Here is a 19816-nt window from a genome sequence, read left to right on the forward strand (position 1 = left end):
GCCCGCAGGTAGGCTGGGTGGGTGACTGAGATCGAGATCGGCAAGGGCAAGCGCGGCCGTCGCGCGTATTCACTCGACGACATCGCTGTCGTGCCGTCGCGCCGCACGCGTGACCCCCGCGAGGTGTCGACGTCGTGGCAGATCGACGCCTACCACTTCGACCTGCCCGTCATGGCAGCGCCGATGGACTCCGTGATGTCGCCCGCCACCGCCATTGAGTTCGGCCGCCTCGGCGGTCTGCCCGTGCTCGACCTCGAGGGCCTGTGGACGCGCTACGAGGACCCGGAGACGCAACTCGCCTCCATCGCCACGGTCGACCCGGCCGAAGCCGTCGCCCGCATGCGCGAGATCTACGACGAGCCGATCAAGCCCGAGCTCATCCGCGACCGCCTCAAGGAGATCCGTGACGCCGGCGTCACCGTCGCCGGCGCCCTCACGCCGCAGCGCACCCAGGAGCACTGGCGCACCGTCGTCGAGGCCGGCGTCGACGTCTTCGTCATCCGCGGCACCACGGTCTCCGCCGAGCACGTCTCCGGCGACGCCGAGCCGCTCAACCTCAAGCGCTTCATCTACGAACTCGACGTTCCCGTCATCGTCGGTGGTGCGGGCACGTACACCGCAGCGCTGCACCTCATGCGCACCGGTGCGGCCGGCGTGCTCGTCGGTTTCGGCGGCGGCGCGGCCCACACCACGCGTCGCACGCTCGGCATCCACGCGCCCATGGCCACGGCACTCTCCGACGTCGCCGCAGCCCGTCGCGATTACCTCGACGAGTCCGGTGGCCGCTACGTCCACGTCATCGCCGACGGCGGCGTCGGCACCTCCGGTGACATCGTCAAGGCCGTCGCCTGCGGTGCGGACGCCGTGATGCTCGGTGCCGCGCTGGCTCGCGCCACCGAGGCGCCCGGTCGCGGATTCCACTGGGGCCCGGAGGCGCACCACAGCCAGCTGCCGCGCGGTGAGCGCGTCGAGGTGGGCACAGTGGCGAGCCTCGAGGAGATCCTCAACGGCCCCGGCCGCGGCGCCGACGGCACCACCAACATCGTGGGTGCCCTCAAGCGCGCCATGGCCACCACCGGCTACTCCGACCTCAAGGAGTTCCAGCGCGTCGAGGTCGTCGTCGCGCCGTACCAGCGTTCCTGAGGCACACTCACGACGGAGGGTCTCGACCGGCAGGTCGAGCCCCTCCGTCATGCCCGCGGTGCCTCGCATCCTGGGACGACGGCCACTGACTTACTTCAAAGTAAGGACGTTGTCGGTGGCCCGTCCTAGGGTGGATCCATGACTTCTCAGACCGCATCTTCGCCCGCCGTCCGCGTTGCGCAGGACGTGGCGAAGCGCATGAGCCACCGCGTCACTGCTGCCGCCGACGCGCCCCAGCGTGAGCGCACGACGCCTCTCACCGGTGAGGTTGTCGCGTCGCTGCCCGAGTCGAGCGTCGCCGACGTCGAGCGCGCCTACGAGGCGGCGCGTGCGGCTCAGCCCGCGTGGGCCGCGACGCCCGTCAAGGAGCGCGTGGAGTTCCTGGAACGCCTGCACGACCTCGTGCTCGAGCACCAGAGCGAGATGCTCGACCTCATCCAGCTCGACTCGGGCAAGGCCCGCATCCAGGCCTTCGAGGAGATTCTCGACACCGCCGGTGTGTGCCGCCACTACGCGAAGAAGGCACCGAGCTATCTCGCCGAGCGCAAGGGTGCGGGCGCCATGCCGGTGCTGACGCAGGCCCGCACGGGCTACCGCCCCAAGGGCGTCGTCGGCGTCGTCGCGCCGTGGAACTACCCGCTGTCGATGACGATCACCGACGCCCTGCCCGCCCTCGCTGCCGGCAACGCCGTCGTCCTTCGTCCTGACGAGAAGGCGTCTCTCACCTGCCTCAAGATCGTCGAGCTCATCGACGAGGCCGGTCTGCCCGAGGGGCTCCTCCAGATCGTTCTGGGCGACGGCCCCACCGTCGGCGGCGCGGTCCTCGAGCGTGCGGACTACGTCATGTACACGGGCTCGACGAACGTCGGGCGTCAGGTCGCACGCGACGCCGGTGAGCGCCTCATCGGGGCGTCGCTCGAGCTCGGCGGGAAGAACGCGATGTACGTCGCCGAGGACGCCGACCTCAAGCGCGCCGCCGAGGGCGCCCAGCGCGCGGTGTTCTCCAGCGCGGGCCAGCTGTGCATCTCGATCGAGCGCCTCGTGCTCCACGAGGCCATCGCCGACGAGTTCCTGCGCCTGTTCCTCGCCCGTGTCAAGGCGATGAAGCTCAGCACCGAGGTGGGCTGGGGAGCCGACATGGGCAGCCTCATCTCCGCGCAGCAGTTGGAGCGCGTCGAGGAGCACGTCGCGGATGCTGTCTCCAAGGGCGCCACGGTGCTCGCGGGCGGCAAGGCGCGCCCCGACGTCGGGCCCTTCGTCTACGAACCCACCGTGCTCGACGGCGTTGCCGAAGGCATGAGCTGCCGACGCGACGAGACCTTCGGCCCGCTCGTGTCGGTCTACCGGGTCGCGAACGACGACGAGGCCGTCGCCTTCGCCAACGACAGCGAGTACGGCCTCAACGCGTCCGTCTGGACCAAGGACGTCAAGCGTGGCCGCGCCATCGCCGCCCGTATCCAGTCCGGCACCGTCAACGTCAACGAGGGTTACGCGTCTGCGTACGCGAGCAACGGTGCGCCGATGGGCGGCATGAAGTCCTCCGGCGTCGGCCGCCGTCACGGGGCCGAGGGCATCCGCAAGTACACCGACATCCAGAACGTCACGGTGCAGCACGTCCAGGGCTTCGGGGTGCCGAAGGGCATGTCGCAGAAGCAGTTTGCCAAGGTGATGACGGTGGGCATGCGCCTCATGAAGCGAGGAGGTGTCGCATGAGCGGCTTCGATCACGACGTCGTCGTCATCGGCTCGGGGTTCGGCGGCTCCGTCGCCGCCCTGCGGTTGGCCGAGAAGAACTACGACGTCCTCGTCTACGAGGCCGGCCCGCGCCGTGAGGACGAGGACTTCGCCACCTCGAGCTGGGACGTGCGCAACTACCTGTGGGCGCCCGCGCTCAAGTGCTACGGCGTGCAGCGCATCCACAAGATCCCTGACGCCGTCATCCTCGCCGGGGCCGGTGTGGGCGGCGGGAGCCTCAACTACGCCAACACGCTCTACGTGCCGCCGCAGCCGTTCTTCGCCGACAAGCAGTGGTCCCACATCACCGACTGGTCCGCAGAACTCATGCCGCACTACGAGACGGCGAAGAAGATGCTCGGCGTCGTCGAGTCCAACCCGTGCGAGGGGCCGGTCGAGCAGCTCATGCGCGATGTCGCCGCAGAACTCGGCGTGAGCGAGACGTTCCGCAAGACGCCCGTCGGCGTGTTCTTCGGGGAGTCCGGAAAGCGTGTCGCCGACCCGTACTTCGGGGGAGAGGGCCCGGAGCGCACCGGGTGCACCGAGTGCGGCAACTGCATGGTCGGCTGCCGCGTCGGTGCGAAGAACACCCTCGCGAAGAACTACCTGCCCCTCGCCGAACGCTCCGGTGCGCGCATCGAGCCGATGCGTACAGTCGTCGACCTCGAGCCGCTCGGCCCGAACGGTGATGAGGGCTGGCGCATCACGACGGAGGCCACCGGCGCCTGGGTGCGCAAGAACCGTCGCACGGTGACGGCGCAGCACGTCGTCATGGCAGCCGGCACGTGGGGCACGCAGAGCCTCCTGCACTCGCTGCAGGCCGACGGCAAGCTTCCGCGCCTGTCGCGCACGCTTGGTCACCTCACCCGCACCAACTCCGAGGAGCTCGGCGGTGCCGCCGCCACGCAGCTGCCCGAGGGCGTCGACCTCACACACGGCGTGGCCATCACGTCGAGCTTCCACGTCGACGAAACCACCCACGTCGAGAACGTGCGCTACGGGCGCGGCTCGAACGCCATGGGCCTGTTCTCCACGCTGCTCATTCCCGGTGACGTGGGCAACCGCGTCGTCGAGTTCGTCAAGCAGTTCGCGCGCCGCCCGGTCATGCTCACCAAGGCCGTCGTCCCCAAGGGCTGGAGCGAGCGCACCATCATCGCGCTCGTTATGCAGACGGTCGACAACTCGCTCATCGTCTCCCCGAAGAAGACGCGCCGCGGGTGGAAGCTCACCTCCCGTCAGGGCCACGGTGAGCCGAACCCGACGTGGATTCCGGGCGGCCACAAGGCCATCCGCGGCATGGCGGACCGTCTCGAGCGGGTCAGCGGCAAGGAGGCCATCGCGGGTGGCACGTGGAACGAACTGTTCGACGTGCCCATGACGGCGCACTTCCTCGGCGGCGCCCCGATCAGCGACGGCCCGGAGACCGGCGTCATCGACGCCTACCAGCGCGTGCACGGCTACCCCACGATGTCGATCGTCGACGGTACGGCCGTCTCCGCGAACCTCGGCGTCAACCCGTCGCTCACCATCACGGCTCAGGCCGAGCGTGCCTTTTCGCTGTGGCCGGCCAAGGGCGAGCGCGACGAGCGTCCGGCTCAGGGCGAGGCGTACGTCCGGCTCGAACGCGAGCCGAACCGGGTGCCCGGCCAGCCCGTAGTCCTCGGCATGCCGACGGTGGCACGGACACCCGCGACGTAGGCACCGCGCGTCGGCGCGTACCCTGGTGGGGTGCTCCAGACCGCGATGAAACCCCGTTTCGTGCGGCTGTTCTCGCTCATGCTCGTGCTCGTTGCCGCGTTCATCTGGCTCGGCAAGTGGCAGTGGGGGACGGCCAACAACGAGGCCAACCAGAAGGTGCTCGAAGAGGCTTCGCAGCGCACGCGTGAGCCGCTCGACGCGGTGATCAAGCCGCAGACGCCGTTCGACAACTCGACGTCGTTGCAGCCCATCACCGTCACGGGCCGTTACGACGCGAGCAAGACCGAGCTCGTCGCGGGCCGTGTGCTCGAGGGCAAGCACGGCTGGTGGGTCATGACACCCCTCGTCGTCGACAGCACCGGAGCACGGCTGCCCATCGTGCGCGGCTTCGTCGACAAGACGACGAACATCCCGAAACCGCCGTCGGGCACCGTGACCGTCGAGGGCGCGCTGGCGCCCGGTGAGTCGGTGTCGACGATGGACGCTCTTCCGCCCGGCCAGATCGGCACGATCGACATGGGTCTGCTGCTCAACAAGTGGGACGGTCGCGTCTACAACGCCTTCATCTTCTCCACGGACCAACAGCCCGCGACGCGGGTGAAGGCGGGGGAAACCACCCCAGAGCACATCCCGCCGCCCGTGCCGCGCACGACGCACATCGAGTGGCGCAACGCAGCCTATGCCATCCAGTGGTGGGTGTTCGCCGTCTTCGCGGTCTTCATGTGGGTCAAGCTCGTGCGCGACGAGCACCACCTCGAGATCGCCGCCGACGAGAGCCGTGTTGACGAGAACAACGAGCAGCATCACACAACTCCCAGCGAAGACGACTCCCCTTCCGACGTGACGACGCCCCCTACGGGCGAGCGAAAGGACGACCGATGACCGACCAGAAGCCCGCTGCTGCAGGTAAGCCCACGATCGACGTGAACCAGGCCCGCTCGGCCCTGAAGTTCTTCAAGATCGCCGCGTTCATCGTCGGCATCGGCCTGCTCGTGCTCGTGCTCGAGATGGTGCTGCACTACGGGTTCCACAACGACGCGCTCGCGTGGTGGCCGCAGCCGCACGGCCTGCTCTTCCTCGTCTACGTCGCGGCGACGGCGAACCTCGGGTTCAAGATGCGCTGGGGTCTCGGCAAGATGGTCCTCGTCATCCTCGCCGGGTGCGTGCCGTTCCTGTCGTTCTGGGTCGAGCGCAAGATGAGCCGCGAGGTCGAGGCCGACCTCGCGGGCCGCTGACGAGCCGACGGCCGGAAGGCCTGTCGGTGGCGACGGATAGGATGAACGCGTGAGCGACAACCTGCAGGATCACCCCGTACTCGTCGTCGATTTCGGCGCCCAGTACGCCCAACTCATCGCGCGCCGCGTGCGCGAGTGCGCCCTCTATTCCGAGGTCGTGCCGCACACGATGAGCGCAGAGGAGATGCTGGCCAAGAACCCCGCCGCCATCGTGCTGTCGGGCGGGCCCTCGTCCGTCTACGCCGACGGTGCTCCGTCGCTCGACGTGGCGCTGCTCGAAGCGGGCGTGCCGGTCTTCGGTATCTGCTATGGCTTCCAGGCCATGGCGCACGCCCTCGGCGGAACCGTCGCCCACACCGGTGGCCGCGAGTACGGTCACACGATGGCCACGATCACCCACACCGACTCGATCCTCTTCGACGGTCAGCCCGCCGAGCAGGCTGTGTGGATGTCGCACGGTGACGGCGTGAGCGAGGCCCCCACGGGCATGACGGTGTGCGCTCGCACGCCCGGCGCCCCCGTCGCCGCGTTCGAGGACGCCGAGCGCAAGCTCTTCGGCGTGCAGTGGCACCCGGAGGTGCTCCACTCCACGCACGGCCAGGAAGTGCTGCGCAACTTCCTGCTCAACGGCGCCGGCCTCAAGGCCGAGTGGACGCCCGCCAACATGGCCGAGGAACTCGTCGCCCAGGTGCGCGAGCAGATCGGTGAGGGCCGCGCCATCTGTGGTCTCTCCGGCGGTGTCGACTCGTCCGTCGCCGCGGCCATGGTGCAGAAGGCCATCGGCGACCGGCTCACGTGTGTCTTCGTTGACCACGGCCTGCTGCGCGCCGGTGAGGCCGAGCAGGTCAAGGAGGACTTCGTCGCCGCTACCGGTGTCGACCTCGTCGTCGTCGACGCCTCCGAGCGCTTCCTCGAGGCGCTGGCCGGCCAGTCCGATCCCGAGACGAAGCGCAAGATCATCGGCCGCGAGTTCATCCGCGTCTTCGAGCAGGCGGCGCGCGACATCGTCGGTGCCGAATCGGACAGCGAACACCCCGTCGAGTTCCTCGTTCAGGGCACGCTCTACCCCGACGTCGTCGAATCCGGCGGCGGCACCGGCGCGGCCAACATCAAGAGCCACCACAACGTCGGCGGTCTGCCCGACGACCTGCAGTTCAAGCTCGTCGAACCGCTGCGCGCCCTCTTCAAGGACGAGGTGCGCCAGGTCGGCCTCGAACTCGGCGTGCCCGATTCCATCGTCTGGCGCCAGCCGTTCCCCGGCCCCGGCCTCGGCATCCGCATCATCGGTGAGGTGACGGCCGAGCGTCTCGAGATCCTGCGCGCGGCCGACAAGATTGCCCGCGAGGAGCTCACGGCCGCGGGCCTCGACCGCGACATCTGGCAGTGCCCCGTCGTCCTTCTGGCCGACGTGCGCTCGGTCGGTGTGCAGGGCGACGGCCGCACCTACGGCCACCCCATCGTGCTGCGCCCCGTCTCCAGCGAGGACGCCATGACGGCCGACTGGACGCGCCTGCCCTACGACGTCCTGGCCACGATCTCGAACCGCATCACGAACGAGGTCTCCGACGTCAACCGCGTCGTGCTCGACGTGACGAGCAAGCCCCCGGGCACCATCGAGTGGGAGTGAGCGCCCACCGATGAGCGAGCAGCAGCCCGCTCCCGACGGCGCGGCCCACGTGGTTGCGCCGTCGGCGTGCCACGGGGCGACCCCGGTCGGTGAACCCAGCGACCTCACCGAGCCCGTCCGCCGCTTCGTCTGCTCCGTGCGGACGATGACGTTCGCCTCACTGGCGTCGTTCGTCCTCGTCCTGTGGGTCTTCACCCGTACCGCGCGCGCCCAGGTGTGGGACGAGCGTGGGCGGATGAGCACAGGTGCGAGCGCGCGGGCGTGGGTTCACATCGTCGATCCGCTCACCTACATCACGATCGGCTCGGTCGCGACGCTGCTCGCCGCCTTCGTCGTCATCGCGCTCGCGCGGCAACGAGCGGGTCTCGCGCTGGCCGCGATCCTCGTGGTCGGGGGAGCGAACGTCACGACGCAACTGCTCAAGGCGTACTGGCCCACGAGCCCGCACCTGTGGGACAACTCCCTACCGAGCGGACACTCGACCGTTGCGATGAGCCTCAGCCTCGCGGCGATCCTCGTCGCGCCGTCCGGTGCCAGACGTTGGCTCGTGCCCTTTGCCGCCTTCGGAGCCACGTTCGTCGGCGCCGGAACGATCGTCGGGCACTGGCACCGCCCGGCCGACGTGTGGGCGGCCTTCCTCGTATGCCTCCTGTGGTCGGCCGGAGCGATCGGTCTCGTGCTCAAACTCCAGTTGCGGCGCCACACCCGCGACGCGAAGTACGCGCTGCGCCCTGCCGCAGGCGTCGTCGGGAGCATGACGGCGGGGCTCATCTTCGTCGGGCTCGGAGTGCGGCCGCTCGACGCCGACCTCAAGCTGGCCGAGGCGATCGTCGCCCTCGGAGTCACCGGGTTGCTCGCGGCGTTCGTCGTCGCATGGGTGAGCGCTGCGGCGGACGACAACCTCGGATGAGGGACCCGGTGAAGCGAATCGAGCCACTCGTCCTGGCGGGGAGCCTGCTCGTTCTCGTGGCCCTCGTCGCGCTGCGCGCCACGGCGTCCGGCAAGCGCCTGGCTGCGGCCACCACGCACTGGCTCGGTGAAGCCGATCGCCCTGACGGCGGTCTGATCTGGCCCGCCTCCGGCCTCGTGACGCGTGCCTATCTGCCGTTCGTTGCGCTGACGCTCGTGGCGCTCGCGGTCGCACTGACGCGCCACTCGCTGCGGCGCCGAGCACTCGCAGGGGCGTTCGTCCTCGTTGTCAGCGGCGTGGGGGCGCAGGTGCTGGGGCGTCTCCTCGTGCCCGTGCTCGGACAGGAGTCCGCGACGCTCCCCAGCGGGCATGCGGCCCTCGTGCTCGGCGCCTGTGTGGCCTGGATCTGGATCGCACCCGCCCGGCATCGCCTCGCGGTCCTGTGCGCAGCCGGTGTCGTTGCGACGGCCGGGTCGCTCGGCATCGTCGTCGCGCAGTGGCACCGCCCGGGCGACGTGCTCGCGTCCCTCGCCCTCGTCACGGCCGTGACGGCGGTCGCTCGTCCTTTCGCCAGGACGGGCGCGATCGCCCCGGCCGTCAGCGAGGCCGAGGGCAACCGGGCGCACACGTTTCGGGGTGGCTTCGGCCACAGCCCGTCGACCGATGCTCTCGTGGCCGTGCTGTGCGGCGCAGCCGGCTGCGTCGTGCTCTACCAGGGGTGGGGTTCGGCGCTCGTCGGCGAGAACGTCGCTGCCCTTGTCGGCGGCTTGGCCGTGCGATGGGGCCTCGCCCTCGCGGCGGGGCTGCTCGTGTGGTTCGCCGCGCGCGTCGACGAAAGCCCTGTCAGTCGCCTCCACTAGGCTGGGCGGGTGCTTCGAACTACAGCAGCTGTGCTCGCCGGGAAGTCGGCTCGCGTCGCAACGAGACTGCGCGGTGGCGGTAGCGCCCTGCCCGGTCTCGTCGTCGAGAAGGTCGACCCGAAGTTCCTCGCCACGGCTCTCGCGAACCTCCCGAAGGGTGTCGTCGTCGTCACCGGCACGAACGGCAAGACCACGACGACCAAGATGCTCGTCGCGCTCCTTCGCGCGCACGGTCTCAAGGTCTTCACCAACCCCACGGGCTCGAACTTCACGCGCGGCGTCATCTCCTCGGTGCTCGGTGAGGTGTCGCTGCGCGGCACCATCGACGCCGACATCGCCGTGCTCGAACTCGACGAGGCGCACGCCCTGCACTTCGCCAAGGTGGTCAAGCCGACGCACGCGCTGCTGCTCAACGTGGCACGAGACCAGCTCGACCGTTTCGCCGAGATCGACTACACCGCGAAGCTCCTACGTCAGCTCGCCGAGCAGACCACCGAGGGCGTCGTGCTCAACCGTGACGACTCGTTCGTCGCGCGCATCGAGAGCGCGCTGAAGCCGAACGTCGAGGTCTCCTACTTCGGCGTCGACGAGACGATCGCGGAGCGCCTCGGTGAGCTCATGGAACAGGACGTGCGCAGCGACGACGACTTCGTCCAGCCGCTCGTGAGCTCCGGTGACGGACTCCTTCTGCCGATCGACGATCGCAAGTTCCTCGTCACGTTCGCCGACCGCGCTGACGGCAGCGCCAACGTCGGGCCGATGCAGATGCGTCAGCACGGTCTCGCGGCCATGATCAACGCCACGGCGGCCACGTCGATGGCGCGTCGGCTGCTCGGCGACGACTTCCTGCCGGCCACCGCCGTCAGCGCCCTCGAAGCGGTGCAGCCGCCGTTCGGTCGCGGCGAGGTCATTGACGTCGACGGTCAGGAACTCGAGCTCGTGCTCGTGAAGAACCCGGCCGGATTCACCGTGGCCCTCTCGACGTACGGCGGACGCCCGGTGGCGAGCATGGTGGCCATCAACGACAACTACGCCGACGGGCGTGACGTGTCGTGGCTCTACGACGTCAACTTCGCCTCCCTGCGTGAGCGCGGCGTCGAACTCACCTCCGGCGTGCGCGCCTACGACATGGCGTTGCGCCTCGCCTACGACGGCGTCGAGGTGCGTCACGTCGAGCCCGAACTCACGTCCGCGCTCGACACGTTCCTCGCCGAGCACCCGAACGAGCCGAAGCGCATCTTCTGCACCTACACGGCGATGATGGCGCTACGCCGCACGCTCGCCGAGCGCTACGACCTGCCCGACATCGGAGAGGACGCCCCCGAATGAGCCAGCCCACTCCCGAGAACGTCGAGCCCGTCGTCAACGACGACCTCGCCGCCATGGACGTCGTCCCGACGACGCTCGGCGACCCGACCGGGCCGTGCAAGGGACGCGTCACCGTCGTCCACCTGTACCCGCGTGAGATGTCGATCTACGGCGACCTCGGCAACACGCGATGCCTCGAGGCGCGCCTGCGCTGGCACGGGTACGAGCCGAACGTCATCAGCCACAACCCGGGCGACGAGTTCCCCGACGACGCGCACCTCGTCGTCGGTGGCGGTGGCCAGGATTCCGGGCAGGTGCGTGTCGAGGCCGACCTCGAGAAGATCGGCCCGAAGCTCAAGGAGCTCGCCGAGGACGGCGTGCCGATGCTCATGATCTGCGGCATGTACCAGCTCTTCGGCAAGGCCTTCATCACGGTCGACGGCAAGACGCTGCCGGGCCTCGGCATCCTCGACGTCACGACGCGCGGCAACGAGAAGCGCATGATCGGCCCCGTCGTGCTCTCCACCGAGTTCGGCGACGTCGTCGGCTACGAGAACCACTCCGGTTCGACGGTGCTGGGGGAGGGGCAGGCGGCGTTCGGCTCCGTACGCTCCGGCTTCGGCAACAACGGCGAGGACGGCCACGAGGGCGCCCGCACGAACAACGTCGTCGGCTCCTACCTGCACGGCCCGATCCTGCCGGCCAACCCGCACCTCGCCGACTGGCTCATCGCCCGCGCCGTCGAGAAGGCGCTCGCCCAGCCGTTCGAACCGGGTGAGATCGACGACCGGTTCGCCGACCAGGCCCGCGAGCGTCAGGTTCGCCGCCTCACGAAGAGCTGACCGGCACTCGCTGACCTCAGGGACGAAGCCCCGTCGCCGCACACGTGCGGTGACGGGGCTTCGTCGCGTTCTGACGGCGTGTGGTGACTACGCGCGGGCGCCGGGCGCGCCGTCGGGCGTCAGGGGCACCTTGGGCAAGACGAACCAGGCGAGCCAGCCCATGGCGCCGAGCGGTACCTCGAGCAGGTGCGTGAAGATTGCGAAGACGAGCACGCCGGCAGCGGCGGCGGGCTTGTCGGCGCCCCAGGCCACCATGACGGCGAGCGTGCCGGCCTCGGTGATGCCGAGCCCACCCGGCGTCACGCCCACCGCGGTGAGGAGGCGTCCGACGGCGTAGGCGGCGAAGAGCTTGCCGAGCGAAAGGTCGACGCCGACGACCTCCATCGTTCGCCAGAAGAGGAGGAAGTAGACGCCGAGGAACCCGACGACGCCGACCGTCATGGGGAACCACCCGGTGGCCGTCACCGTGGCGAGGCGGCGCCGCTGGTCGACGAGCACGTGACGCAGGTCGACGCGCGACTTGCCGCGCTGTTCTCGCCAGGCGCTGACGCGTCCGCCGAAGCGGCGGTGCACCCACGCGCCGAAGCGCTCGGTCTTGTGCGGCGAGATGAGAATGGCCACGAACACGGCGATGATGACGAGCCCGACGATGCCTCCCGTGAACGCCCCGCGGCGCACGCCCTTGGGCAGTGCGTCCGTGGAGGAGAGCAGGGCCACGCCGAGCAGCGGCATCGCCATGCGGGCGACGACGTTCCAGACGCCCGAGACGATGACCGATGTCGAGATCGCAGCGCGTGCGAAGCCCCACGAACGCAGCATGAGGTAGGTCGCGGCCACCCCGGCGGCACCGCCGCCCGGCAGCAGGTTGCCCGCTGCAGAGCCGGAGACGTTGACGATGAGCGCCTTGACGTGGCCCAAACCGGGCAGCGAACCCGTCAGGGTGAAGGTGTAGAGCCACAGGCCCAGGACGACGAGACCGAAGAGTTCGAGGCCGTTGACCCACCCGAGTCGATCGAGGTGAGTGCCGATCTCGGTCCACGTCGTCTGACCGAACCACGGCAGACCGAAGACGAGGATCGCCGCGGCGAGCGCGAGGCCGAACACGGCCTGCAGCAGCTGCTTGCCGGTGGCCTTCGGAAACGCCGTGGGGTCGGCTTCCTGCGTCGCGCGCCCTTCGGCGTCGGTCGCGGCAGGTTGACGCCCCACACTCACTCCTTCGTGTCCGTTCGGGCGGCGCGCGGTGGCAAGCCCCCGAAGATGTCACGCGCGACCGGGCCCTTGTGGAGCGGGTCGCGGAACCATTCCCGACAGAAGACTACGTCGTACAGCGGTCGGGGAATTCTCAGGAATGCCGCCAGAGTTCGGTCGGCGTCGCCGTCGGCGCTGGCCTGCGAAGCGTGGGCGCGCATCGAGGCACGCTTCTGCGCGGCGAAGCGTCCCACCGAGATGCGGTGGGTGATGTCACGCCGGGCGCTGTAGGCGCGCTCGAACGAGGCCATGTCGAAGTCGTCGGGGAAACGATAGAAGCGCGCGACGAGGTGCAGAGCCCGGACGAGCAGGTCGCGCGGAACGGTGGCTTCGAGGACGCGTGGCGTTCCGGCGAGCTCGGCGGCGCGGGCACCCACTTCGTGCACACGCACGTGATCCCGGTGGCCGTAGCCGCCGTTCTCGTCGTAGGAGAGCAGGACGTCGGCGTCCTCCTCGCGCAGAATCTCGGCGAGCGCCTCGGCCGCTTCGTCGACGTCGACCGTGATGAAACGGCGCTTACCGGGCGGGTCGGGGAAGGTTTCGGGACCCATGCCGGAGTCGGCGTGGCCGAGCGTCTCGACGCGCGCGACGCCCAGTGCGCGGGCGCTCCCGAGGAGTTCGTTCCAGCGTTGGGCGGCGAGTTCGTCGGGGCCGCCGTAGCCGGAGTCGGCGAGGCCGAGGGCGCCGTCGGTGGCGACGACGAGGACGACGCGGTGTCCCTCTGCGGCAGCCTTCGCCATCGTGCCCGAGGTGAGCAGCGCCTCGTCGTCGGGGTGAGCGTGGAAGGCGACAAGCGTGCGCGGCATGGCATCGGGGGACATGGCATCTGGCGTGGTCATCGTGTGCCATCCTCGCGCATGACAGACTTCCATCCGTGAAGATCGCGCTGGTGTCGGACTGTTACCTGCCTCGCTTGGGCGGTATCGAGGTGCAGGTGCACGATCTCGCGCAGCGCCTCGTCGCCCAGGGCCACGAGGTCGTCGCCTACACGGTGACGCCGGCGCACGCGGAGCAGTACAGCGGCCTGGAGATCATCGACGGCATCCCCGTGCACCGCTTCGCGCTCGGTCTGCCGTACGACGTCGCGCTCAACCCGATGGCCATCTCGCAGTTGCGCGTCGCCATCACGAACGGCGGATTCGACGTCGTCCACGCCCACATCGGCGTCATCAGCCCCTTCTCGATGGACGCGGTCCGGATGACGCTCGGCATGGGCATCCCGACCGCGGTCACGTGGCACTCGGTCATGAGCTGGGCGGGACCGTTGCTGCGTCCGCTGGGCTTCATCAAGCGGTGGGCCGCCGACGGCGCGGCGCTCTCGGCGGTGTCGCGGGTGGCCGCGCGGCCGGTGGCGTCGATGGCCGGCGCCGGGCACGAGGTCGTCGTCCTGCCCAACGGCATCGATACGGACGTCTGGACCCCCGGTGGCCCGCGGATCGGTGACGAGGTGCGTGTCATCTCGGCGATGCGTCTGGCGCGGCGCAAGCGCCCTCTCGAGTTCTTCAAGGTGATGAAGGCCGTGCACCGCGAAGCGCCGAACGTGCGTCTCGAGATCGCCGGCGAGGGGGAGCTGCGCGCGAAGCTCGTACGCGCTGTCGACCTCGCCGACGCGCACGAGTGGGTGTCGCTGCCGGGGCGCATGACGCGTGCGCAACTGCACGAGCGCTACCTCGATTCCGACCTCTACGTTGCGCCTGCGCGCCTCGAGGCGTTCGGCATCGCGGCTCTCGAAGCGCGCTCGTCGGGTCTGCCGGTGCTCGCGCCCACGAGCAGCGGCGTGTGCGAGTTCGTCGAGAACGAGGTGAACGGCCTGCTCGTCGACGGTGACGAGGGGCTGGTCGCGGGCCTCACCCGGCTCGCACTCGACCGGGACCTGCGCGAGTCGATGGCCCACACGAACCGCACCGTGCGCCCGAAGCAGGCGTGGCCCGAGGTCGTACGCCTCGCCGAGGACGAGTACGCGCGGGCCACCGACCTGCAGAGGCGACGATGAACGTCGGGGCGGGCATCACCGTCGTCGGACTCACCGCGGATGACGCGGGTGGCACTCGGGAGGTGTTCCGGGAAACGCTGCGCCAGGGCGTCGCGCCCCGGCGCCAGTTGCGCGAGGCTGGATTCCGGGCCTCCAGGCTGCCCCACGTGACGAGCGACGCCGACGACGCCGTCCTCGTGTACGAGGTGACGTCGCTGCCGGCCTCGTCCCGCACACCCTGTGCGCATGCCACGGAGAAGGCGGACCTCGTGCGGCAGCGCCTCGCCGCCTACGCGGTCGTCACGAGCGAACGTGGCGTGCTGCTCACCCGCCTGTCCCAGACCACCGGACGACCGGGTCTGTGGATCCTGCCGGGTGGCGGTGTCGACGCGGGGGAGCACCCGGCGGAAGCCGTCGTGAGGGAGGTCTGGGAGGAAGCCGGGCAGGACGTGGAGCTCGGTGAGCTCGTCGACGTCTCGTCCTCGCATCGGGTGGGTATCGGGCGCGGTGACGTCGTGGAGGACTTCCACGCGGTGCGCCTGCTGTTCACCGCGTCCTGTTCGCAGCCGTCCGAACCCGTTGTCCACGACGTCGGTGGTTCGACCGAGAGCGCGGCGTGGTTCTCGATCGCCGACGCCGTCGACCCCGAAGCGCCCGGTTACCCCGAGGGCGGGATGGCCTCGTGGGCCCTCGACGCGGTGCGGGCCTTCGCGGATATGCCATGAGCGCGACTGGCGGCCGGGTGAGGGCTCGCACCGTCTACGGGTGGCTCGCCTTCGGGCCCCTGGCGATCTGCCTGCTCTGGGTTCCGGCGATGCACGCCCTCGTCGTGCGTGAGCAAGCCAAGACACGCGCGCTCGCCGAGTCGGGTCGTGTCGTGACCGTGGAAAACGTCGAGGACGTGCGCGTCAGCGTCAAGAGCTCCAAGTCGCGGCGCCACGTCTCCAATGTGGGGGTGCGCATCGACGGCACGTGGGTGTGGCTGTCGGGGTTTGACGAAGACCAGCCTGATTCCACCCGCCATTGGTACACACGGGGTGGCCTGCAACCTCCGATGCCGGGTACCCGCGCCTATCCGCCTCTCGAAGTGCGCTACGTCCCTGGGGCGCCGAACGCTGCCACGGTGGCGGACCATGAACATCGGGTGGCGAACCTCGTGGACACGCGATGGTTCTGGCTGGCGGACGCCATGTCCGCAGCCGTGGCGGTGCTCATGGTGCTGTTCGTCCGGCATCGTGTGCGTCGATGGAACCAGCGTCGTATCCAGGACACGAATCAGCGTCGGCGCCCGTGGACGAGCCCCAGCGCACCGGCCACGACGGCCGTGGCGCCGATGCCGAGCAGGATGCCGGGCACCGTGTAGCGCGAGTCCAGGCTGATGACGTCGCCGTACGCGAGCGCGCAGAGCACGGCTGTGACGAGTCCGATCGTGGCGAGGACGGCCCCGACGATGTTGGCTTCACGACGTTCGTCGGCGCGTCGCTCCTGTGCGCTCGCCGGTGCGGGTGTGGCCCCCTGCTCGTACGACCAGGCCTGCGTGGGGGCGCTCGCGCCGTAGCTGAAGTCGTCGTAACTCGTCATCGCTCGTTCGCCTGCTCTCGTGAGGTGGGGTTGGTCATCGGTGCCGCGTCGGGGGTCGATTCGCCGTTCACGAGCTCGACCCGGGGGTCTTCGACGGTGCCTGGCTGCGCACATGGACGAACACGTCGCCGATTCCGACGTCGGTCTTCAGACGGATCGTCTTGTTGCCCGACCCGAGAGTCGTACGGGTCGGCTCCGTGCCGCTCGAACCGCCTGCCTCGTAGAACACCTGGCCGGCGTCGTCGGTGGCGCTGATGTACCCGAGGCGCGTCACAGAGGTGAGTTCGACCTTGACGCCGCGCGGCACCTCGACGCGCAGGCGCCCGGCGGTGAGGCGGGCGTTGACGTCGACGACCTCGGGCAACTTCGCGACGTCGACGCGGGTGAGATCGATCGTGCTCGTGCCCATCCCGGCGTCGTACGACTGCGTGGCGGCCAACGTCGTCGGTTGGGCGGACAGGGAACTCGTGCGGCTCGAGTAGCCGGCCGAGTGCAACGACGCGAAGGTGATGCTGACGGCGATGAGCGGCACGACGAGCAGGCTCAACACACCGACGCGGTAGCCGCGCAGCGCGAAGAAGAGGGCCCCCAGGCTCACGACGGCAAGGCTCCCGAACACCAACCAGGGCAATGCCGTTTCGCCGCCGGTCGTCACGCCGCCGACGAGGCCGAGTGCCGGTGGGACGACCGCAAGGCCGGCGAGCAGGAGGAAAGCGGCGAACGGCAACCGGGTGCGGCGCCGGCGGGCGCGGCGTTCGGCGTTGCGCGCGCGGCGGGCCTCCTGGGCGGCGAGGTTGTTCTGCTGGTGGTGAGCCCGAGCCGCCCGGAACTGCTCCCGGGCGCTTCGGCGCTCGTCGATGAACGGCACCGAGCTCGAGGTGGCGTCGTCGAATCGGTAGCCCGTCACGGGTGGTTCTGCCTCGGTGTTGCTCCCGCCTGGTGCGGGCGTCGGTGCGTAGGTCGCGTCATGGGGGAGAGGTTCGTCCCTGCGGCCGCGACGAACGACGACGAACGCCAGGGCCCCGAGTGCAACGAGGGAGATCACGGGGCCGGTGTTGCCGAGGAACTCGAAACCGAAGCCCCACGGCATCGTGACGAGGAGGGCCAGCGCGGTGATTACGAGGACGACCATCGGCATACCGCTGTCGCCGCGGCGGGCCTCGTCGAGCACGACGCGGTCGGCGAGGTCGGGCACGAGACTCCACGCCAGGAGGTAGACCACCAGGCCGACACCTGACAGCACGAGCAGGATGGCCACCGCGCGCACAAGCAACGGCGCGACGCCGAGTCGCAGCCCGACGCCGGCGCAGACACCGCCGAGCCACCCGCCGTCGGTGTCGCGACGCAGGTCGATGTCGCGCAACGTCTCGATGAAGCGGTCGAAGCCCGCTCCCGTCGTGGCGCTTGTCGCGCCGCTCGCACTGCTTCCGGTGCGCTCGTCTTCCCGCGGATTCGGGGTGGCCGTCTCGTTCATGCTCCCAGCCTGCCGCGTACTCGCGGTCCACCGGCAGGGGGAGCAACCCTGACGCGACCCTGAACTTCCCCGAGGCGACCCCGGCAAAGGGGCGCTCGCGCTCGCGCGTGCGACACCATGGAGTCATGACGACGCAGCAGAGCACCTCGGCCCCCTCGGGGGCCGAACGCGTGCTGCCCGCGCACTGGCCGGACGTCAACGAACGGCCTCCGCTCGAGCGCCTGCCTCGAGCAGGCTGGCTCGGTGGTGTCTGCGCCGGTATCGCACGCCACCTCGGCGTCTCGGCGTGGGGCGTGCGGGGCGTCGTCATCGTCACGTCGCTCGTGTGGGTGGGGCTGCCGGTCTACCTCTTCCTGTGGTTCTCGATGCCGCGCGCCGAGCAGGCCGGTCGGACGCCGCGTCCGCGCCTGCTGCTCGCGTCCGGATTCCTCATCGTCACGCTCGTCGGCGCACTGTTGGCCGACACCTCGGGCGTCAGCGTTCAGCTCGGCATTCCGTTGCTCGTGTCGTCGGCGGGCCTCGTCATTGCGTGGTCACGCCTGGCCGACCGCGACCGACGAGCCTGGGTGAGCAGTGACTTCGGTCGACGAGAGTCATTGCTGCGCCTGAGTTTCGGTGCGTTCCTCGTGCTCGTCGGTCTCGTCACGGCGGCCGCGACGGGTCGTGGCTTCGCCGGTCTGCGTGACGTGGGTATCGCCCTCGTCGTCCTGCTCGGCGGGCTGGCGGCCGTGCTCGCGCCGTTCGGGCTGCGCCTGTGGGACGACATGCGTCGCGACCAGGCGGAGAAGGCCATGGCCGACGCCCGAGCCGACGTCGCCTCGCACCTGCACGACTCCGTCCTGCAGACGCTCGCGCTCATCCAGCGCCGCACGAACGAACCGGAGATCGCCCAGCTCGCCCGCACCCAGGAGCGCGACTTGCGCTCGTGGCTCTTCGCCGACGACGAGAACGCCCCCGAGGTGGCCGACGCGCCGGAACTGCTGCGCGGCGTCGTCCACGCGGTCGAGGACGGCTTCGCCGTGCCGGTCGACGTCATCGTCACCGGGCAAGCACCCGTGACCCCGCGGATCGAAGCACTCGTGAGCGCGGTACGGGAGGCGACGACGAACGCGGCCAAGCACGGTGCGCCGCCCGTCTCCGTCTACGCCGAGTTCAACGCCGACGTGGCAGAGGTGTTCGTCCGCGACCACGGCGAGGGGTTCGATCCTGACGCCGTCGCGGAGGACCGCGCCGGGGTGCGCGAGTCGATCGTCGGGCGCATGGAACGTCACGGCGGCAGCGCCCGCATCCGTCGTCTCGACGACGGTCTCGAAGTCTCACTCACGATGCCCCTGGAGGAAACGTCATGACTGCACCGTTGCGCGTCGTCCTCGTCGACGACCACCGGATGTTTCGCGCCGGCGTGCGCGCCGAACTGCTCGAGGCCGCGTCGGCGGGCACGCCCGTGGAGTTCGTCGGTGAAGCGGGCAGCGTCGAGGAGGCGGTCGAGGTCATCACCCGCGAGCGCCCCGACGTCGTCCTGCTCGACGTGCACCTGCCCGGCGGTGACGGACGTGGCGGAGCCGACGTGGCCCGCGCCTGTGCGGGCGTCGACTCGAACGCGGGGGAGCCGGTACGGATGCTCGCGCTGTCGGTCTCGGACGCGGCGGAGGACGTCGTCGCCGTCATCCGCGCGGGCGCTCGCGGTTACGTGACGAAGACGATCTCACCCGACGACCTGCTGCGTGCCCTCGAGCGCGTCGCCGCGGGTGACGCCGTCTTCTCGCCGCGGCTGGCCGGATTCGTCCTCGACGCGTTCGGTGCCGCAGCAGGGGAGGTGGCCGAGGTCGACGAGGAGCTCGACAAGCTCTCGGCCCGTGAGCGCGAAGTGATGCGCCTCATCGCGCGGGGGTATCAGTACAAGGAGGTCGCGAAGGAGCTGTTCATCTCCGTCAAGACCGTCGAGACCCATGTGAGCAACGTGCTGCGCAAGCTGCAGTTGTCGAACCGGCACGAGCTCACGTCGTGGGCGATGGCGCGCCGCCTGCTCTGAAAAAAAGCCTCTGCCGTCGGGGCCGAAGGTGGCGTGAGGGCACGTCGGCACCTCAACGGGGCGGGTTCGGAACGCGAAGTGGCGCGAGGGCCTGAACGCACCACACGAGTCACTGATCGCGTCCGGGCCCCGACGACGAAAGGTGCGCCCCGG

Annotated in this window: 19 protein-coding genes; 15 read left to right on the plus strand and 4 right to left on the minus strand. The window is 69.8% G+C overall.

Annotated features, from left to right (window positions below):
* Positions 1–21: 21 nt before the first annotated feature.
* From K9D12_RS02105 to K9D12_RS02150, 10 genes are all read left to right on the plus strand, one after another.
* Positions 22–1143 (plus strand): GuaB3 family IMP dehydrogenase-related protein, encoded by a 1122-nt coding sequence (locus K9D12_RS02105; protein WP_047311790.1) that lies wholly within the window; start codon positions 22–24, stop codon positions 1141–1143.
* Positions 1144–1281: 138 nt separating this feature from the next.
* Complete coding sequence (locus tag K9D12_RS02110; RefSeq protein ID WP_047311791.1) at positions 1282–2856, plus strand: succinic semialdehyde dehydrogenase; 1575 nt, start codon at positions 1282–1284, stop codon at positions 2854–2856.
* Positions 2853–4574 carry a GMC family oxidoreductase gene (locus tag K9D12_RS02115; RefSeq protein WP_047311792.1) on the plus strand — a complete coding sequence of 574 codons (1722 nt, stop codon included), beginning with the start codon at positions 2853–2855 and terminating at the stop codon, positions 4572–4574. Before K9D12_RS02110 ends, K9D12_RS02115 begins: the two co-directional genes overlap by 4 nt.
* 30 nt (positions 4575–4604) lie before the next feature.
* Positions 4605–5456 (plus strand): SURF1 family protein, encoded by an 852-nt coding sequence (locus tag K9D12_RS02120; protein WP_052946999.1) that lies wholly within the window; start codon positions 4605–4607, stop codon positions 5454–5456.
* Positions 5453–5809 carry a DUF3817 domain-containing protein gene (locus tag K9D12_RS02125; RefSeq protein ID WP_047311793.1) on the plus strand — a complete coding sequence of 119 codons (357 nt, stop codon included), beginning with the start codon at positions 5453–5455 and terminating at the stop codon, positions 5807–5809. The genes K9D12_RS02120 and K9D12_RS02125 overlap by 4 nt, the downstream gene beginning before the upstream one ends.
* Positions 5810–5858: 49 nt before the next feature.
* Entirely contained in the window at positions 5859–7436 is a 1578-nt protein-coding gene (gene guaA / locus K9D12_RS02130) for a glutamine-hydrolyzing GMP synthase (protein ID WP_047311794.1), read from the plus strand.
* Between the two features lie 10 nt (positions 7437–7446).
* Positions 7447–8346, plus strand: a complete 900-nt coding sequence (locus K9D12_RS02135; RefSeq protein WP_052947000.1) for a phosphatase PAP2 family protein — start codon at positions 7447–7449, stop codon at positions 8344–8346.
* 8 nt (positions 8347–8354) lie between these two features.
* A complete protein-coding gene (locus K9D12_RS02140; protein ID WP_223059343.1) occupies positions 8355–9206 on the plus strand; it encodes a hypothetical protein in 852 nt (283 codons plus the stop codon).
* Positions 9207–9215: 9 nt separating this feature from the next.
* Positions 9216–10535 (plus strand): MurT ligase domain-containing protein, encoded by a 1320-nt coding sequence (locus tag K9D12_RS02145; protein WP_193642893.1) that lies wholly within the window; start codon positions 9216–9218, stop codon positions 10533–10535.
* A complete protein-coding gene (locus tag K9D12_RS02150) occupies positions 10532–11356 on the plus strand; it encodes a type 1 glutamine amidotransferase (protein ID WP_370633437.1) in 825 nt (274 codons plus the stop codon). The genes K9D12_RS02145 and K9D12_RS02150 overlap by 4 nt, the downstream gene beginning before the upstream one ends.
* Positions 11357–11443: 87 nt before the next feature.
* Here the strand turns inward: K9D12_RS02150 and K9D12_RS02155 are convergent, their stop codons facing one another.
* Both K9D12_RS02155 and K9D12_RS02160 read right to left on the minus strand, forming a co-directional pair.
* On the minus strand, positions 11444–12562 hold the full coding sequence (locus tag K9D12_RS02155; RefSeq protein WP_241510917.1) for a lysylphosphatidylglycerol synthase transmembrane domain-containing protein: 1119 nt from the start codon (positions 12560–12562) through the stop codon (positions 11444–11446).
* A gap of 2 nt (positions 12563–12564) precedes the next feature.
* On the minus strand, positions 12565–13443 hold the full coding sequence (locus tag K9D12_RS02160) for a PIG-L deacetylase family protein (RefSeq protein ID WP_225910838.1): 879 nt from the start codon (positions 13441–13443) through the stop codon (positions 12565–12567).
* Positions 13444–13478: 35 nt separating this feature from the next.
* Between K9D12_RS02160 and K9D12_RS02165 the strand changes: the two genes are divergently transcribed.
* From K9D12_RS02165 to K9D12_RS02175, 3 genes are read left to right on the plus strand one after another with little or no spacing between them, the layout of a single operon-like run.
* Positions 13479–14597 (plus strand): glycosyltransferase family 4 protein, encoded by a 1119-nt coding sequence (locus tag K9D12_RS02165; RefSeq protein ID WP_223059344.1) that lies wholly within the window; start codon positions 13479–13481, stop codon positions 14595–14597.
* Positions 14594–15301: an NUDIX hydrolase gene (locus K9D12_RS02170; RefSeq protein ID WP_223059345.1), complete on the plus strand. Its 708-nt coding sequence runs from the start codon at positions 14594–14596 to the stop codon at positions 15299–15301. Before K9D12_RS02165 ends, K9D12_RS02170 begins: the two co-directional genes overlap by 4 nt.
* Positions 15298–15939, plus strand: a complete 642-nt coding sequence (locus K9D12_RS02175; protein WP_223059346.1) for a hypothetical protein — start codon at positions 15298–15300, stop codon at positions 15937–15939. The genes K9D12_RS02170 and K9D12_RS02175 overlap by 4 nt, the downstream gene beginning before the upstream one ends.
* On the opposite strand, the gene K9D12_RS02180 is transcribed toward K9D12_RS02175, so the two are convergent.
* The gene (locus K9D12_RS02180) at positions 15852–16157 is read right to left on the minus strand and encodes a hypothetical protein (RefSeq protein WP_223059347.1); all 306 of its coding nucleotides are present in this window, start codon (positions 16155–16157) and stop codon (positions 15852–15854) included. The two genes, K9D12_RS02175 and K9D12_RS02180, sit on opposite strands and share 88 nt — an antisense overlap.
* 67 nt (positions 16158–16224) lie before the next feature.
* Complete coding sequence (locus K9D12_RS02185) at positions 16225–17631, minus strand: PspC domain-containing protein (RefSeq protein WP_223059348.1); 1407 nt, start codon at positions 17629–17631, stop codon at positions 16225–16227.
* 125 nt (positions 17632–17756) lie between these two features.
* On the opposite strand from K9D12_RS02185, the gene K9D12_RS02190 reads away from it, so the two are divergent.
* Together K9D12_RS02190 and K9D12_RS02195 are read left to right on the plus strand one after the other, a co-directional pair.
* A complete protein-coding gene (locus K9D12_RS02190; RefSeq protein ID WP_223059349.1) occupies positions 17757–18980 on the plus strand; it encodes an ATP-binding protein in 1224 nt (407 codons plus the stop codon).
* The gene (locus K9D12_RS02195; RefSeq protein WP_047311800.1) at positions 18977–19663 is read left to right on the plus strand and encodes a response regulator transcription factor; all 687 of its coding nucleotides are present in this window, start codon (positions 18977–18979) and stop codon (positions 19661–19663) included. The genes K9D12_RS02190 and K9D12_RS02195 overlap by 4 nt, the downstream gene beginning before the upstream one ends.
* The last annotated feature ends 153 nt before the right edge of the window (positions 19664–19816 follow it).

Origin of the sequence: Dermacoccus sp. Tok2021, assembly GCF_019895135.1 — a bacterium.
In the GTDB taxonomy this organism is placed as follows: Bacteria; Actinomycetota; Actinomycetes; order Actinomycetales; family Dermatophilaceae; genus Dermacoccus; species Dermacoccus abyssi.

Coding starts and splice junctions, on each gene's coding strand:
- K9D12_RS02195 (WP_047311800.1), top strand. CDS start 18,977: ATGACTGCACCGTTGCGCGTCGTCCTCGTCGACGACCACCGGATGTTT.
- K9D12_RS02160 (WP_225910838.1), bottom strand. CDS start 13,443: ATGACCACGCCAGATGCCATGTCCCCCGATGCCATGCCGCGCACGCTT.
- K9D12_RS02190 (WP_223059349.1), top strand. CDS start 17,757: ATGACGACGCAGCAGAGCACCTCGGCCCCCTCGGGGGCCGAACGCGTG.
- K9D12_RS02170 (WP_223059345.1), top strand. CDS start 14,594: ATGAACGTCGGGGCGGGCATCACCGTCGTCGGACTCACCGCGGATGAC.
- K9D12_RS02125 (WP_047311793.1), top strand. CDS start 5,453: ATGACCGACCAGAAGCCCGCTGCTGCAGGTAAGCCCACGATCGACGTG.
- K9D12_RS02115 (WP_047311792.1), top strand. CDS start 2,853: ATGAGCGGCTTCGATCACGACGTCGTCGTCATCGGCTCGGGGTTCGGC.
- K9D12_RS02110 (WP_047311791.1), top strand. CDS start 1,282: ATGACTTCTCAGACCGCATCTTCGCCCGCCGTCCGCGTTGCGCAGGAC.
- K9D12_RS02150 (WP_370633437.1), top strand. CDS start 10,532: ATGAGCCAGCCCACTCCCGAGAACGTCGAGCCCGTCGTCAACGACGAC.
- K9D12_RS02175 (WP_223059346.1), top strand. CDS start 15,298: ATGAGCGCGACTGGCGGCCGGGTGAGGGCTCGCACCGTCTACGGGTGG.
- K9D12_RS02180 (WP_223059347.1), bottom strand. CDS start 16,157: ATGACGAGTTACGACGACTTCAGCTACGGCGCGAGCGCCCCCACGCAG.
- K9D12_RS02135 (WP_052947000.1), top strand. CDS start 7,447: ATGAGCGAGCAGCAGCCCGCTCCCGACGGCGCGGCCCACGTGGTTGCG.
- K9D12_RS02185 (WP_223059348.1), bottom strand. CDS start 17,631: ATGAACGAGACGGCCACCCCGAATCCGCGGGAAGACGAGCGCACCGGA.